This window comes from Nonomuraea sp. NPDC048916 (assembly GCF_040649575.1).
Lineage (GTDB): Bacteria > Actinomycetota > Actinomycetes > Streptosporangiales > Streptosporangiaceae > Nonomuraea.
Map to the genome: position 1 here is coordinate 99,966 of NZ_JBEZFS010000006.1, position 14,997 is coordinate 114,962.

General features: G+C 72.0%; 10 protein-coding genes. 5 read left to right on the forward strand and 5 right to left on the reverse strand.

Annotation, left to right across the window (positions count from 1 at the left end; all coding sequences use genetic code 11):
• Nucleotides 1–88 precede the first annotated feature (88 nt).
• From AB0C16_RS07795 to glnII, 3 genes are all read left to right on the forward strand, one after another.
• The gene (locus AB0C16_RS07795; protein ID WP_357680091.1) at nt 89–766 is read left to right on the forward strand and encodes a hypothetical protein; all 678 of its coding nucleotides are present in this window, start codon (nt 89–91) and stop codon (nt 764–766) included.
• 9 nt (nt 767–775) lie between these two features.
• Nucleotides 776–3,835: an AAA family ATPase gene (locus AB0C16_RS07800; RefSeq protein ID WP_357680093.1), complete on the forward strand. Its 3,060-nt coding sequence runs from the start codon at nt 776–778 to the stop codon at nt 3,833–3,835.
• 104 nt (nt 3,836–3,939) lie between these two features.
• Entirely contained in the window at nt 3,940–4,959 is a 1,020-nt protein-coding gene (gene glnII / locus AB0C16_RS07805) for a glutamine synthetase (RefSeq protein WP_357680095.1), read from the forward strand.
• Between the two features lie 76 nt (nt 4,960–5,035).
• Here the strand turns inward: glnII and AB0C16_RS07810 are convergent, their stop codons facing one another.
• Both AB0C16_RS07810 and AB0C16_RS07815 read right to left on the reverse strand, forming a co-directional pair.
• Entirely contained in the window at nt 5,036–6,328 is a 1,293-nt protein-coding gene (locus tag AB0C16_RS07810; RefSeq protein ID WP_357680097.1) for a CehA/McbA family metallohydrolase, read from the reverse strand.
• A gap of 106 nt (nt 6,329–6,434) precedes the next feature.
• Nucleotides 6,435–7,970 carry an aldehyde dehydrogenase family protein gene (locus AB0C16_RS07815; RefSeq protein ID WP_357680099.1) on the reverse strand — a complete coding sequence of 512 codons (1,536 nt, stop codon included), beginning with the start codon at nt 7,968–7,970 and terminating at the stop codon, nt 6,435–6,437.
• Nucleotides 7,971–8,184: 214 nt separating this feature from the next.
• On the opposite strand from AB0C16_RS07815, the gene AB0C16_RS07820 reads away from it, so the two are divergent.
• The gene (locus tag AB0C16_RS07820; protein ID WP_357680101.1) at nt 8,185–9,120 is read left to right on the forward strand and encodes an alpha/beta hydrolase; all 936 of its coding nucleotides are present in this window, start codon (nt 8,185–8,187) and stop codon (nt 9,118–9,120) included.
• Here the strand turns inward: AB0C16_RS07820 and AB0C16_RS07825 are convergent.
• Nucleotides 9,111–9,536 (reverse strand): nucleoside deaminase, encoded by a 426-nt coding sequence (locus AB0C16_RS07825; protein ID WP_357680103.1) that lies wholly within the window; start codon nt 9,534–9,536, stop codon nt 9,111–9,113. The two genes, AB0C16_RS07820 and AB0C16_RS07825, sit on opposite strands and share 10 nt — an antisense overlap.
• Nucleotides 9,533–10,381: an LLM class flavin-dependent oxidoreductase gene (locus AB0C16_RS07830; RefSeq protein WP_357680105.1), complete on the reverse strand. Its 849-nt coding sequence runs from the start codon at nt 10,379–10,381 to the stop codon at nt 9,533–9,535. The genes AB0C16_RS07825 and AB0C16_RS07830 overlap by 4 nt, the downstream gene beginning before the upstream one ends.
• A gap of 89 nt (nt 10,382–10,470) precedes the next feature.
• Between AB0C16_RS07830 and AB0C16_RS07835 the strand changes: the two genes are divergently transcribed.
• On the forward strand, nt 10,471–13,797 hold the full coding sequence (locus tag AB0C16_RS07835; RefSeq protein ID WP_357680107.1) for a hypothetical protein: 3,327 nt from the start codon (nt 10,471–10,473) through the stop codon (nt 13,795–13,797).
• A gap of 131 nt (nt 13,798–13,928) precedes the next feature.
• Here AB0C16_RS07835 and ligD read toward each other — a convergent pair whose 3' ends face one another.
• Complete coding sequence (ligD, locus tag AB0C16_RS07840) at nt 13,929–14,954, reverse strand: non-homologous end-joining DNA ligase (RefSeq protein ID WP_357680109.1); 1,026 nt, start codon at nt 14,952–14,954, stop codon at nt 13,929–13,931.
• Nucleotides 14,955–14,997 lie beyond the last annotated feature (43 nt).

Consider the following 14,997-nt stretch of genomic DNA (forward strand, 5'->3'; position numbering starts at 1 on the left):
GTCAAGATTTATCACCGTATGTCAGCCTCAATCCGCATGAAAACGGGCACAACAACTGCGTTGCCCCGTAAAGCGGAGGTAAGCCCTGGTGACAAGGACACGGGCTTGGGTCGCGCTTCTGGTCGCGGCCCTCATGCTGTCGGCGTGCGGACAGCCCGAGTACACCTACGTACGCGACCGCGAGGGCACCACGTACTTCAAGGTGCCCGCCTCGTTCTCCCGGCTCAACGCGTACCCGATCGAGCTCTTCCTCAGCGGTGACCACCCCTACTCGCAGGCGGCGCTGCTGCGGGCGCGGCGGGTCTGGTCGACGGCCTTCGACCAGTCGGCGCGGCCGTCGGTCGAGCACCTGCTGGTCTCGGCCGAGCCCTTCGTCTACGCCACCGTGCACCAGCTCACCGCCGAGCAGCGCGACACGATCTCGCTCAACGGGCTGCGCGACTTCATCCTGCCCGTGAGCAAGGGAGTCCGGGAGCTCTACCAGGCCCGGGCGGCGGCGAGCGGCACGGCGCCGTTGTTCCAGAACTTCGAGCAGATCAGCGATCAGGTCCTGGAGCTGGACCAGGGCGCCCGCGGAGTCAGGGTCCGCTTCAACTACCAGATCGGTCGCAACGTCCAGACGTTCGACCAGTCCGCCATCCTCGACGAGCACGGGCGCACCGTCTCCGTGATGCTCATCGGCTGCCAGTCGATCTGCTTCCGGCTCCGTGCCGCCGAGTTCGACCGGATCGCGGAATCCTTCAAGCTGCTCCGGCTGCCGGGATGAGGGGGCACAGTGACCACGACCGTCCAGCATGAAGGGCTTCGCGCCCCCGGCAGCGGGCCCGCCGACGCCGGCTCCGTGACCAGGAAGACGATGCCGTTCTGGGATCGGGCCAAGTTCCTCATCGGCCTGACCGCCGCCTTTCTGGTGCTCACCTGGAAGATGATGGCCGACTACGAGGGCGTCGCCACGTTCGCCGACTCCACGCGGACGATAGCGCGCGACCACCAGTGGATCTTCTGGCTGCTCGGCGCCGAGGCCCTGCGCCAGCTGCACTTCCTGGTCAGCGAGCGTTCGCCCGGCTACCACGGGTTCTGGAGCCGGCAGGTCTTCGGCGGGTTCGAACGGTGGTCGCACCGCCGCTTCGACGACTGGACCAGGTTCCGCCTCTCGCGGGTGGTCAAGATCGCTTTCTGGGTCGCGCTGCTCGCGCTGGTGCTCGGCGCGGTGCTCGGCACCAGCCCGTTCCTCGCGCTGCTCAGGGCGCCCGCGCTGATCTTCAAGGCGATGCCGTTCCTGATCCAGATCCTCTTCCTGTTCTTCGTGATCATCATCCAGTTCGTCGGCCTGTTCTGGTTCCTGTCCAGGGGCGGCGTCGAGACGTACTTCCCCGACGACATCAAGACCCGCTTCGCCGACGTCTGGGGCCAGGACCACGTGGTCGAGCGGGTCCGGGAGAACATCGTGTTCCTGGAGCGGCCCGGCGAGATCGAGCAGCGCGGCGGCTACGTGCCCAGCGGCCTGCTGCTGTGGGGGCCGCCCGGCACCGGCAAGACGCTCATGGCCGAGGCCGTCGCCGGCGAGACCGGCAAGCCGTACGTGTTCGTCGACCCCGGCGCGTTCACCAACATGTTCATGGGGATCGGCATACTCAAGGTGAAGACGCTGTTCAGGAAGCTGCGCAAGCTGGCACTGCGCTACGGCGGCGTGATCGTCTTCTTCGACGAGGCCGACTCGCTCGGCAAGCGCGGCCGGCTGGCCCAGCAGGGGCCGCAGGGCGGCCAGGGCGGTGGCTTCTCCGGCTGCCACGGCCTCACCTACCTGTCGGAGGACGCCCGTTCGGTGATCGCCTTCCGCGCCCGGCGGCGGGCGGAGGAGCCCGGCACGCGCAACCGGTTCTTCATGGGCGGCGGCATGGGCAACGGCGACCCCGGCACGCTGCAGGCGCTGCTCACCGAGCTGTCCGGGCTGAAGAAGCCGCGCGGGCTCTTCAACCGGCTGGTCAGGCGGCTGCTCGGGATGCGGCCCAAGCCGCCCCCCAAATACCGCATCCTCGTCATGATGGCCACCAACCGGCCCGACGCGCTGGACGAGGCGCTGCTGCGGCCCGGCCGCATCGACCGCATCTACAAGGTCGGCTACCCGTCCAAGGCCGGGCGGCTGCGCACCTACCAGGGCTACTTCGACAAGGTCCACCACGAGCTCACCGGCGAGCAGATCGACAAGCTGGCCACGATCACCCCCTACGCCACGGGCGCCACGATCAAGGACCTGGTCAACGAGTCGCTGATCACCGCCATCCGCGACGGGCGCGAGAACATCACCTGGTCCGACGTGCTGCGCGCCAAACGGCTGAAGCAGCTCGGTCCGCCCGAGGACGTCGAGTACATCGAGCGCGAACGGCACGCCGTGGCCGTGCACGAGGCCTGCCACGCCGTGATCGCCTATGTCACCCGCCTCCACCTCGAGATCGACATCGCCACCATCGAGAAGGGGGCCGACTACCTGGGCATGGTCGCCTCGATCAAACCCGAGGACCAGTTCACCATGTGGAAGTCGGAGTATGAGGCGGACATCATGGTGTCGCTGGCCTCGCTGGCGGGCGAGCGGATGTTCTTCGGCGAGGACAACTCGTCGGGCGTGTCCGGAGATCTCTACTCTGCCACGTTCCTGACCGCGCTCATGGAGGCCTACTGGGGCATGGGCTCCGGGGTCACCTCGGTGCCCGCGCTGCAGGAGCTCGAGATCATGGGCGGCAAGGCCATCCCCAGGCGCCGCGGCGGCGGGCCCGTCGGCGTCACCGGCCGGGAGGGCGGCAGTGGACAGCTCGACCTGGCACCCGACGTGCTGGGCGAGCGGATCGAGTACAACCTGGTCCGGCTGCTGGAGAAGACCGGGCGGCTGCTGGAGGAGCACCGCAGGGAGGTGCTCAGCGTGGCGCACGCGCTGGAGACGCACAAGACGCTCAACGGCGACGACGTGGTGGCGATCATCGAGCGGGCGAGGGGGCCGATCGTCGACGGGACGATGTACGCCTCGGACACGTTCTACCGGGAGCTGGAGGACTACCACCGCGAGGCGTCCCGGGCGCACCAGGAGCACAGCCGGATCGAGCGCGAGCTGCCCGGCGTCGCGCCGGCCCCGGTGCTCCAGCCACTGTCCACCCGGCCCGCCCCCGCGCCGACCGCCGAGCTCGTCGCCGACCCTGGCTCGCCGCCGGTCGCCGAACGTCCCGGCTTCGGCTTCGGACCGGCCGGCGGACCGGCCGAGCGGCCCCAGTGGTCTGAGCCGGAGCGGCTCGAACGGCCTGGACAGCCCCAGTGGTCCGAGCCGGGGCGGCCCGGGCGGCCCCAGTGGTCTGAACCGGAGCGGCCCGGGCGGCCCGAGTTCGTGCCGTGGGCGCCGGGCTACGGGCCTGAGCCGCTGCCTCCGGCGGCCCCGTACGTGACGGTGCCGTCGGCGCCGGCGCCGGCGCGCACGGCGCACGGGCGGGTGTGGGTGGTCGTCGCGAGCCTGCTCGGGCTGGTGGCGGCCGCGCTCATCGGCGGGCTCGCGCTGACCGGTGTGCCACAGCCACCGGGCACCGCGCAGGCGGCGAGCGTCGCCTGGCCGGGGCTGCTGCTCATCCTGTTCGTCGTCGTGGTCGCGGTGATCGTGGGCGGCGCGCTCGCGCTGGTCGCCGTCAAGGGCGTGCGGGCGGCCCAGGTCAAGGCCGAGCGGGAACGCGACCAGGCCCACGCCCGCGCGCAGCTGCTGGCCGCGGCCATGGACCCCGACACGGCCATGCGGCTGCTCGGCTACGACGGCTACGACGGCAACGGCAGGGGCAACGGCACCGACGGAAGAACCTGACATACGGGCAGTTGATTAACACGACGTTCACATTCGGGCAAAAACCGGGAAACGGTCATCCGTAAGACTCGGCGTGGCTGAAAGAAATCCCGAAAGGACCGGTTGTGAGCTACAAGGCTGAGTACATCTGGATCGACGGCACCGAGCCCACCGCCCTGCTGCGCTCGAAGACGCGGATCCTCGCCGATGGAGCCGAGCCGCCGGTCTGGGGTTTCGACGGCTCCAGCACCAACCAGGCCAAGGGCCACGCGTCGGACCGCGTGCTCCGCCCGGTCTTCAGCTGCCCCGACCCGATTCGCGGTGGTGCGAGCGTGCTCGTCCTGTGCGAGGTGGAGGAGATCGACGGCGAGCCGCACGCGAGCAACACCCGTGCGACCCTCCGCGCGGTCGCCGAGCAGTTCGCCGACCAGGAGTCGTGGTTCGGCATCGAGCAGGAATACACCTTCTTCAAGGGCAGCCGCCCGCTCGGCTTCCCCGAGGGCGGCTTCCCCGCTCCGCAGGGCCCCTACTACTGCGGCGTGGGCGCCGACGCCATCTTCGGCCGCGAGATCGTCGAGCTCCACCTCGACCGCTGCCTCGCCGCCGGCCTCAAGATCTCCGGCATCAACGCCGAGGTCATGCCCGGCCAGTGGGAGTTCCAGATCGGCCCGGCCGGTCCGGTGGAGGTCGCCGACCACATGTGGATCGCCCGCTGGCTGCTCTACCGCACCGCCGAGGAGTTCGGCGTGGAGGCCACGCTCGACGCCAAGCCCGCCCGCGGCGACTGGAACGGCGCCGGCGCGCACACCAACTTCTCGACCAAGGCCATGCGCGAGAGCTACGACGCGATCATCACCGCGTGCGAGGCGCTCGGCGAGGACGACAAGCCAATGGAGCACGTCTCCCAGTACGGCGTGGGCATCGAGAGCCGTCTGACCGGCGCCCACGAGACCGCCCCGTGGAACAGGTACTCCTACGGCGTGTCCGACCGCGGCGCTTCGGTCCGCATCCCGTGGCAGGTCGAGGCGGAGAGGAAGGGCTACATCGAGGACCGTCGCCCCAACGCCAACGTCGACCCGTACGTGGTCACCCGCCTGCTGGTCGGCACCTGCTGCGCCGCTCTGGAGAAGGCCGGCCAGGTCTGATCCGCACGACCCCGTGACCTGGTGAAGGAGGAACGCGGGCACCCCCGATGCGGGGCCCGCGTTCCTCCTTTTCGGTTCAGGCCAGCCGTGCCTGGTAGACGCGGCGGGCTTCGTCCATCACCGCCAGGTAGCCGGCGCCGGCCCGGTCCTTGACCAGCTGCTCCAGCAGTTCCAGCCAGCGCAGGCAGAACGTGACGTCCTCCTCCCTGGCCACCCGCCGGTGCTGGACGTCGAGGTAGACCGGGCTCGTGTGCGCCAGCACCTGCCCGCCCCCCTCGGCGACCGCGACCACGTACGTGGGCCAGACGACCGTGAGGTCGGCGCGGAGCTCGCCGGGCGGCCCGGCGGCCAGTTCGCCGTCGGCCGTGAGCAGCCGCACCGTCTCCACCCGGGGGCCGATCACCCACGCGGTGGCTCGTACCCTGTCGCCGGGGGTGAGGTCGAGCGTGGCTCCCGGCCCCTGCCCGTCGACCGACAGCTCCAGGAACGGGCCGGTCGTCGCGAACGTGCGGCCCCGGCGCACCGCGGTCGCGTAGGACTCGGCGGTCAGCGGGCCCGTCACCCGCGCGTACGTGCGCTCGCGGCCGATGGGGCCGAGCCGGTGTGCGGTGCCCGCGACGGCGGCGACGCGATTGCCGGCGCCGATCAGCCGCCGGTAGGCGCGCGCCGAGCCGATCGCGGAGGAGAAGCTGTCGACCAGCCCGAGGGCGGCGTCGACCACCGACAGGCGCGCGTCGAACCCCGGGTCGCCGGCGCCGACGAGCTGCTCGGGTGTCTCCACCGGCCCGCGGAAGGCGTTGGCGTAGCCGACCAGCAGGCGCTTCTCGCGTTGCGCGGCGCCGGGCGGCCCCCCGTCGAGGCCGAGCGCCTGATGGGCCAGGCCGACCCTGGCCACGTGTGTCTCGTCGGACCAGGGCAGGTCGCGGCCCTGCCACTGGTCGGCCGCCTCGTCGCCGGGCAGCAGGTTGACGACGTGGAGGTCTTCGCCGAGCTGCGAGGCGGCCACCCACTGGGACGGCCGGTTGAGGCGCACGTGCAGGTCGCCGCCGTACCAGCCACGCGCGGCGGCGTCGTAGATGCGCTGCGGCTCCAGCTCGACGAGCGTCTCCCCGTCGCCGGGCACGAGCGTGGTCTCGGCGTGGTCGTACTCCATGCCCCTGGCCGCCCGGATGCGCAGACGCTCGCGCGGCACGTCGAGCACCAAGTCGTCGCCGTGGAAGTAGGGCAGGCCGTCATGGTCGCGCGCCGGAGAGGTGTCGCGCGGGAAGTATCCCTGGCCGTCGGCGCTCCAGACGCTCCAGCGGCAGGGGAAGCCGGCCCGCAGCCGGAGCGTCCGCGTCTCAGTGAGTAACTCCAGATTGTCACGCATTGGCTTCTCCCCGTAATCGAAGGCGCCTCATCGTGACACGGCCATCACTCTCCGGGAAGGCCCATGTTTCTGGGCGGAGTGGCTTTCTTCCCTCCGGGTGGAAGAGCTAGAGCCGGAAATCCATATCCGGCGTGATGTCCACCACGTCCATTTGGGCCTTCTGGAGTCGTCCCGAATGGTCCCAGTTCATCGCCTGCCAGCGGGTGAACTGGTCGAGCACCCACATGCCCGACTGGCGGCTGCCGTTGCCCGACTTGCCGTTGCCGCCGAACGGGAGGTGCGCCTCGGCCCCGGAGGTGGAGTTGTTGACGCTGACCATTCCAGCGGAGACGCCCTCGCGGAAGCGGAAGGCGTGCTTGGGGTCGGTCGTGTAGATGGAGCTGGACAGGCCGTAGCCGGGGAGGTTGGCCAGCTCGACGGCCTCGTCGAAGGTCTGGAAACCGGTCACGCCGACGATCGGCCCGAACGTCTCCTCCAGGAACAGCCGGTCGGTGGGCCGCACGCCGTCGACCACGACCGGGTGGTAATAAAGGCCGTCGTCGCCGGTGAAGTCGCCGCGCGGGTTGTCGCGGCTGATCCTGCCGACGCTGCCCGGCACGACGCGGTGGTGGGGCTGGATCCAGGTCAGGTACTCCTCGTAGCGGTCGGCGAACCTCTGGTCGAGCAGCGGCCCCGCCAGCACGTCCTGCGTGGGGTCGCCGATCCTGGCCTCGCGCACGGCGCGGGCGAACCGCTCGACGAACTCCTCGTGCACGCTCTCGTGCGCGATGACCGTGCCCAGGCTGGTGCAGCGCTGGCCGGCGGTGCCGAACCCGGCGAACAGCGCCCCCTCCACGGCCAGATCGAGATCGGCGTCCGGCATGACCACCATCGGGTTCTTGCCGCCCAGCTCCAGGCAGGCCGACTGCAGGTGACGCCCGGTCAGCTCGCCTATCCTCCGGCCCACCTCGCTGGACCCGGTGAACCCGACCTTGTGCACCGTGCCCTCGCCGAGCGCCCGCTCCAGCCCCTCGAACGTCTGGGCGCCCTCGGCGAACACGATGTTGAGCACCCCGTCGGGCAGCCCGGCCGCCACGAACAATCGGTACATGGCGTACGCGGAGGCGGCGGCGTACTCGGCCGGCTTCCAGACCACGGCGTTGCCGCAGAGCAGCGCCGGAACGAGATACCAGGACGGCACCGCGACCGGGAAGTTGCCCGCGGTGATCACCGCCGCGACCCCCACCGGGGTGCGGAACGTGAACAGGTTCTTGTCCGGCATCTCCGACGGCACCGTCTGCCCGTAGAGCCGGCGCCCCTCGCCGAGGAAGAAGTCGCACGTGTCGACGATCTCCCGCACCTCGCCCAGCGCCTCGGCGTACGGCTTGCCGATCTCCTCGGTGACCAGCCGGGCCAGGCTCTCGGCGTTGGCCTCGACCAGCCGCCCGATCGACGCGATCACCCGGCCGCGGACCGGCGGCGGCACCTTGGCCCACTCCCGCTGCGCCTCCTTCGCCGTCCGGCAGGCGGCGGCGAAGGTGTCGGCGTCGGCCAGCCCGACGTCGGCGACGACCTCGCCGGTGCGCGCGGGGTTGACGGACCGGTAGGTGGCGGCGCTGGAAGCGTCCTTGCCGCCCACGACGGAGACGATTTGACGGGTCACCGGTGTCCTCCTCGTAGTTACTTCGGACAGACAATCATCTCGCCGCAAAAAACCCAAGACGCCGCGATGTCGGCGCCGAGCCGCGAGCCTGGGCGCCGTCGTCCGGACTCCGTCCCTCCGGGCGCCGCACGAGCCGAGGCCAAGCAACTTCTTACAGCGTAAGCTATTGTTCCGGCCAACAACTCTTTACCTCCTAAGGAATTAGGGAGATCCCATGCCCGAGGCGACACTGCACGACGGAGCCACCATCGAGGTCGAGGTGCACGGCGACGGCCCGGCCCTGCTGCTGCCGGTCGATCCGAAGCCGGTCGAAGGACCGCGGGCCGACGAGATGCGCAGGTGGGGCGCCGACCCCGCCCTCGGCCGTTCGCTCATCGACGGACTCTCCGACGCCTTCCGCGTCGTCGCGTTCGACTACGAGAAGCACGTGCTGGCCACGCCCAAGCCCGGCACGCTGACCCCGGCCAACATCGCCGCCGACCTGCTGGCCGTCGCCGACGCCGTGGGCGCCGACCGGTTCGCCTACTACGGCTACTCATGGCTGGCGCTCAGCGGCCTCCAGCTGGCGATCCGGACCGGCCGCCTGTCCGCGCTGGTCATGGGCGGGTACCCGCCGCTCGGCGGGCCGTACGCGCAGATGCTGGCCGTCACCATGGCCGCCCACGCGAGGTCCATCGCCCGGGAGGCCGGGCCCGTCGAGCCCACGACCCCGGCGTCGACCACAGCGTCCACCCCGGCGTCCACCACGGGGCCGGGCGCGACCGAGGGCTCGGGATGGGACGAGCCCGACTGGTCGTCCGCCGAGGTGACGACGACGCCCGACCAGACGCGGCAGTTCGTCACGCTGTACGAGGCGTTGCGCGGGTTCGACGACCGGGCCGCGCAGGCGGCGGTCGGCTGCCCTCGCCTGTGCTTCGCCGGGTCCGCCGACCAGATCGTCTACGACGAGCGCTGGGGCGGCGTGACCGTCGACATCGGCGGCCCGCTCGTCCGCCGTCGCGCCGAGCTGGAAGCCCTCGGATGGGACGTGCGGGTGCTGGACGGGCTGGACCACATGGGCGCCATGCGGTCGGCGACCGTGCTGCCCGTCCTGCGCCCCTGGCTCACCGCCCGGCTGCTGCCATCGGGCGGCCGTCAGGGTCAGATGTAGTAGCCCGTGACGGGGACGCGGGCCTCCTCCGGCAGCGCCGGGCCCTCCAGGCGGACACCGGGCCCGGTCGTCGGCGGCTTGAGGTCCGCGAGCTGCTCGGTGGACAGCGCGAACACCACGCGGCCGAGGAACGACCGCTCGATGGCGCCCGTGCACATGCCGCACGGCTGGCAACTGGTGTACATGGTGGTGGCGGCCGCGGTCGCAGGGGCCAGCTCGCGGCCCGCCCACCTGGCCAGCTTCAGCTCCGGGTGGGCGGTGATGTCGCCGTCGGTGACGCTGGTGTTGTGGTCCTCGGCCAGCACCGCGCCGTCCGGGCCCACCAGCAGCGAGCCGAAGGGCGGGTTGCCGCCCGTCCGTGCCTCGGCGGCCAGCTCGATGGCCCGGCGCAGGAAGCGTTCGTCGTCGGGTGTCATGGTCTCTCCTTCGGCAGATGGGCGCGTACGGTGGCGAGTGCCTGCCAGGCCACCTCAGGGCGCAGCGTCTCGCGCGGGTCGCCGCCGAACGGGTCGAGCACCACGGTCTCGGCGCCGAGCAGGCGGAGCTGGTCGAGGTCGTCGGTGACCTGTTCGATGGTGCCCTCGCCGGCGAGCCGTCCTTCATCGGTGATCGGCGCGTCGGTGAGCCGCAGCGCGATCCTGGGCACCAGCTCGGGCAGCGGCCGCCGCAGCTCGTCGGCGACGGCCTTCATCCGGTCGGCCGCCTCCCGCAGCCGGGGCAGCGAGAGCCGCAGCGGGTGCCAGGCGTCGCCGAGCCGCACCGCCCGGCGCACGCCGGCGTCGCTGTTGCCGCCGATCCAGAGCGGGATCCGTCCCGCCCGGTAGTCGGCGTCGTTCTTCCAGGCGTCGCGCATCGTCTGGACGTGCTCGTCGGTCAGCGCCCCGCGCCGTTCGAACGGCACGCCCAGCGCGGCGAACTCCTGCCGCGCCCAGCCGACGCCCACGCCGAGGACGAGCCGGTCCCCGCTGAGCTGGTTGAGGTTGGCGGCCATCCGGGCGACCAGCAGCGGATGACGGTAGGGGACGATGAGCACCGTGGTCCCGAGCCGGATCCGGTCGGTGACCCCGGCCAGCCAGGCCAGCGTGGTGAACGGCTCGTAGAACGGCGCCGGATACTGCTCGGCCACGTCGGGCGTCACCGCGACGTGGTCGGAGACCATCAACAGGTCGTAGCCGAGTCCTTCCACCGTCCGCGCCCATTGACGCAGCACGCCGGGGTCGGTGCCTGGACCGAAATTGGGAACGTTCACTCCAAGTCGCACCGGCTCAGGCTATCGACCCGATCAACGCCGCTGGAAACGTGACCCGTGAGGCGCTGGCCAACCCCGCGACTTTCGCGCTATCACGAGTCATGAGCGTCAACGTGACAGGTCTCCCCGGCGCCCTGCGCGATCACGTCACCGAGCTGCTGGGCCGCGCCCGCTACCGCGAGGCGGCCGACGCCTGCGACGGCCACCTGGACCGGCTGCCCGAGGCGTCCAGGGCGGAGCAGTGTTTGGAGGTGGCGAGCCTGTGGCTGGACCTCGCCCCGAAACACCGGGCGCTGCGCTACGCGGAGATGGCGCTCGTGCCGGCTCCGGCGGATCCACGGGCGCTGGCCGTCCGTCTCGACTGCCTGGCGGGCGAATACCGCTGGTACGAGGCCATAGAGGCGGCCAGGCAGGCGGTGAGCCGGTGTCCCGGCGACCCGGGGCTGTGGCTCAAGCTGGCCGACCTGCTGACCGCGGCCAACCTGCGCCTGGAGGCACTGGAGGCCGCCTCCCGGGGGCTCGCCCACGATCCGGGCCATGCCGGGCTGCGCCTGAGCCACGCCAGGACACTGCTCGGCCTGCACCGCTACCCGGAGGCGGCGGCGGCCTTCGCGGGACTGCCCGGCCCGGAGGTCGCCCGCGCCTACCTGGGACACGGCCGGTACGAGGAGGCGCTCGCGGCGCTGGACGCCGCCGAACCGGCGCATCTGGCCGTACTTCTCGACTGCCTCACGCGGGCCGGGCGCCGTCCCGACGCCGAGGCGGCGGCCCGCGACGCGGCGGCGCGCCATCCCGCCGACCCCGCCGTTCACCTGGCCCTCGCCTGGTTCCACCTCGACCGGAACGCCCCGAGAGACGCGCTGGACGCCGCGGGCAGGGTCCTGGAGCTGCGCCCCGCCGACAAGGAGGCGACGCTGCTGCGGGCCAGATCGCTCATCCGGCTCCGCCTGACGGACGAGGCCCGCCTGGCGGCCGAGGCGGTGCTGCGGCAGCCGGACCCGGACGACCGGCTGGACCTGGTGCTGGCCTGCGAGTCCGAGGAACGCCTCGACGACGCGCTGCGGTACTGCGACCTGATCCTGGCGGAGTTCCCCTGGCACGCGGACACGCTGCGGCAGCGCGCGTTCATCCTGCGGGACCGGGGAGAACGGCGCGCCGCCAAGGCCGCCGCCAGGCGGGCGATCCGGTTGCGTCCCGAAGACGACGACCTGCGCGACTGCCTGGTCATCGTGCACGGCTCCTACCACGACGAGTCGCGGAGGTGGCGGCGCTGGACGGGGCTCCGCCTGGCCGAACGCGCGCTGAGAGTCGGCCCGGGAAATCCCGAGCGCCAGGACGACCGCCTCTGGCTCCTGCGCAAGCTGGGCCGGCTGCGCCGCGCCGAGGCCGTCGCCCGGACCCTGATCGCCGCGCACCCCGACGCGTACCGCTATCTCTGCGACGTCGCGGACGCGTACGCGGAGCGCGGGTCGCGCGGGCGGGCGATACGTCTGCTCGGGCAACTCCCCGAGCGCCGGGATCTCGCGCTCCGCCGCGCCGAGATCCTGCTCAAGCTCAACCGCCCCATCGAGGCCGAGTACGCCCTGGCGTTCCTGGCCGAGTCGGACGGCCAGGACCCCGAGACGCTGCTGGAGCTCGGCGGCGTGTTCTTCATGTCCCGTCATGAGGAGCACGCCCTGCCCTATCTCGAACGGGCGGTGGACCTGGATCCGCGCTTCTCCGCGGCGCACGCCACCCGGATCGACTGCTTCTGGGACATGCACTGGTACGACGCCGCGGAACGGGCGGCCCGCGACGCCGTGACCCACCTGCCCGAGGACCTGTCCCTCTGGACCCGCCTGGTCACGGTCAGCCCTCCCGACCGGAGGGCGGCGGTCGTCGACGAGGCGCTGACCGCCTTTCCCGGTTCGCGCCAGGCCGAGGCGCTGGCGGAGCTGGCGAACGCCCTGGAGAAGATCGGCGAGGTCGAGGACGCGGTGCGGCTCCGGGACCGGAGCCTCCAGCTCGCCTCCGACGACGGCGTGGTCGAGGCACAGGCGGCCGCGTTGCGCTCGCTCGATCGGTACGGCGCCGCCCGGCGGCTGCTGCGCGGCCATCCGGGCACGTCGGGCAGCCTGGCCAGGGCGATGCGCGAGCTGAACGCCGACCTGGGCATGCACGCGCTCGTGGCCGCCGGGTTCGGCGAGTCCCCCGGCCTGACCCGCGCCGAGCGCGCTCAGCGGAGACGGAGCCGGTGGCGCAGCGGCGGTCCGGTCGGCAGGTTACGCCGCGCCAGGCGGGACTACGAGTTGCAGGTGCTGTGGCGCTGGGAGAACTGGACCTACAACCTGGCCCTGCTCGGCTCGCTCGACGGTCTGACCAGGCAGGAGGCCGAGGTCGTCCGGGCCGAGAACGAGAACTACCTGCTGGCCTGGGCCCGCCAGGCCCTGCAGTACAACCTGGTGCGCGACGCCGCCGTGGCATTCGCGCCGGTTCTGGCCGTGGGGGCGGCCGGGGCGGCGGCACTGGGCGCCGTGGGATGGGTCTGGCCGGGTGAGCACCGCCTGCTCGCGTTCGCCTGTGTCGCGCTGGCCGCGCTGGTGCTCGCTCCGCTGCGCAGGCGCACGATGGCCTGGCACCCCTGGGCCGGGGTGACCGCGGCGCTGGCCGGCCTGGGCGCCCTGGCCCTGTGGCGGGGCCTGCCGCTGCCGGGTCTCTTCCTGCTCGCACTGGTGACGATCATGATCGTGCACAGGGCGTGCGTGCAGGCCGTCCACATCTGGAGCGACATCCGCTTCCGCCTGCTCAGACGCCGGCACCCTCGGGCGAGCATCCTCAACGACCTGCTCGAACTGCTCCTCCGGGTCAGCCACCTGCCCTCGCGCAACAGCCTGGTCGCCCGCGAGGACTGGGCCTACTGGCTGGAGCGGGCGGCGAGCTCCCTCGGCGAGGATCTGCCCCGGAAACTCAGAGCGGAGGACCCCGACATGCAGCGCTGGGTGGCGCGGAACGCGAAGGCCGCCGCCTGCGCGGTGCGCCGGCTCAAGCGGCAGGCGCTCTCGCCCGCTCCGGGCTCGATCGACATCCTGCTGACCGAGCTGCGGCGGGCCGCGAGCGCCGTCGCCACCGGGCAGTTCGCCCGGCTCCGGCTGGTGTCCGAGCCGGAGCAGCCGCGCCGTGGCTGGCTCTCCTACGTCCAGGGGGTCGCCCGGAGCATCGCCGTCATGGGCCTGCCGGTCCTCGCGGTCGTCGCGCTCGGCCCGGTCCTCGGCCTGGAGGGCGACGCCTACCGCACCGCCCTGCTGGTCAGCGCCGGCTGGGCCGCGTTCTACCTGCTGCTCTCGCTGGACCCGGGACTACGCGAGAAGGTCGACACCGCCCGCAGCCTGCTGAGCGCCTCCAGCGCACCGGGCAAACCCGACGACCAGCGGACGGACCGTCCGGCCTGAGCCCGGGGCCCGCGCGCCGTACCGGACCTCTCATCCGCACCCGATCGCCGGTGGTGGAACGGTTGAGCCGACGGAGTGGTCAGCCGGTGGTGGAACGGTTCAGTCGTGAAGCGGTCAGCGGCGGCGGGTGGTCAGCCGGTGGCGCTGCCGGGGTCGTCCGTGGCCGCCGGGCGGTCGAGCTCCACGGCGGCGGCTTTCACCTGGCCGGGCTCCTTGTCGGGGCGCAGGCCGCGCCAGGAGGGGTGGCGGAGCCGCCCGTCGGCCGTCATCTCGGCGTAGCGCACCTCGCCCACCAGGCACGGCTCCACCCAGTGGGCGTCGCGGGCGTACTCACGGGGGACCGGCTCGGCGAACGGCGAGTCGGGCCGTTCGAGCGGCGTCAGCCGTTCCCACAGGTCGACCAGCATGGCGTCGGTGAAGCCGGTGCCGACGTGCCCCACGTACAGCAGCCGGCCCGCCTCGTCGTGCGCGCCGAGCAGCAGCGAACCGATCCGGCCGCCGCGCCGCCCCGAACCCGGCTTCCAGCCGCCGATGACGACCTCCAGGTGGGAGACGTTCTTCACCTTCGTCCACTCCGGGCTGCGCCGCCCGGGACGGTAGGGGGAGCCGCGCCGCTTGACGACCACGCCCTCCAGCCCCAGCTCCCGGCTGGCGGCCAGCGCCGGCCGCGATCCGCCGGGGAAGGCCACCGGCGTCTGCCACCGGAAGCCGGGCGCGACCAGCCCTTCGAGCAGCTCGCGCCGCTCGTCGTAGGGCAGCCGCACGACGCTGCGATCGTCGACGTGCAGCACATCGAAGATCATGTACGTGACGGGCACGGCCTTGACGAGCTGGGCCACCTTGAGCGGGTCGCGCTGCTGCATCCGGGGCGCCAGCGTGCCGAAGCTGGGCCGCCCGGCGTCGTCGAAGGCGATGATCTCGCCGTCGAGCACCACGTCGTGGCCGCCGACCGCCCCCGCCATCGGACACAGCTCCGGGTAGGACGGTGTCATGTCACGGCCGCTGCGCGACATCAGCCGCAACGCCCCCGCCTCGACGTAGGCCAGGGCGCGTACCCCGTCCCACTTCATCTCGGCGCTCCACGCGTCGTCCTGCGTAGGCGGTGGCAGGGTGCCGGGCTGAGCGAGCATCGGCTGGTAGACGGGCAGTCGCCCCATCTCCGTGGGGTTCCCGCTCCATCGGCGCGTACGGTCGGGCGAC

Excerpts from the sequence above, each read along its gene's own strand:
- AB0C16_RS07810 (WP_357680097.1), bottom strand. The coding sequence starts at position 6,328 with ATGCGTGACAATCTGGAGTTACTCACTGAGACGCGGACGCTCCGGCTG.
- AB0C16_RS07820 (WP_357680101.1), top strand. The coding sequence starts at position 8,185 with ATGCCCGAGGCGACACTGCACGACGGAGCCACCATCGAGGTCGAGGTG.
- AB0C16_RS07825 (WP_357680103.1), bottom strand. The coding sequence starts at position 9,536 with ATGACACCCGACGACGAACGCTTCCTGCGCCGGGCCATCGAGCTGGCC.
- AB0C16_RS07835 (WP_357680107.1), top strand. The coding sequence starts at position 10,471 with ATGAGCGTCAACGTGACAGGTCTCCCCGGCGCCCTGCGCGATCACGTC.
- ligD (WP_357680109.1), bottom strand. The coding sequence starts at position 14,954 with ATGGGGCGACTGCCCGTCTACCAGCCGATGCTCGCTCAGCCCGGCACC.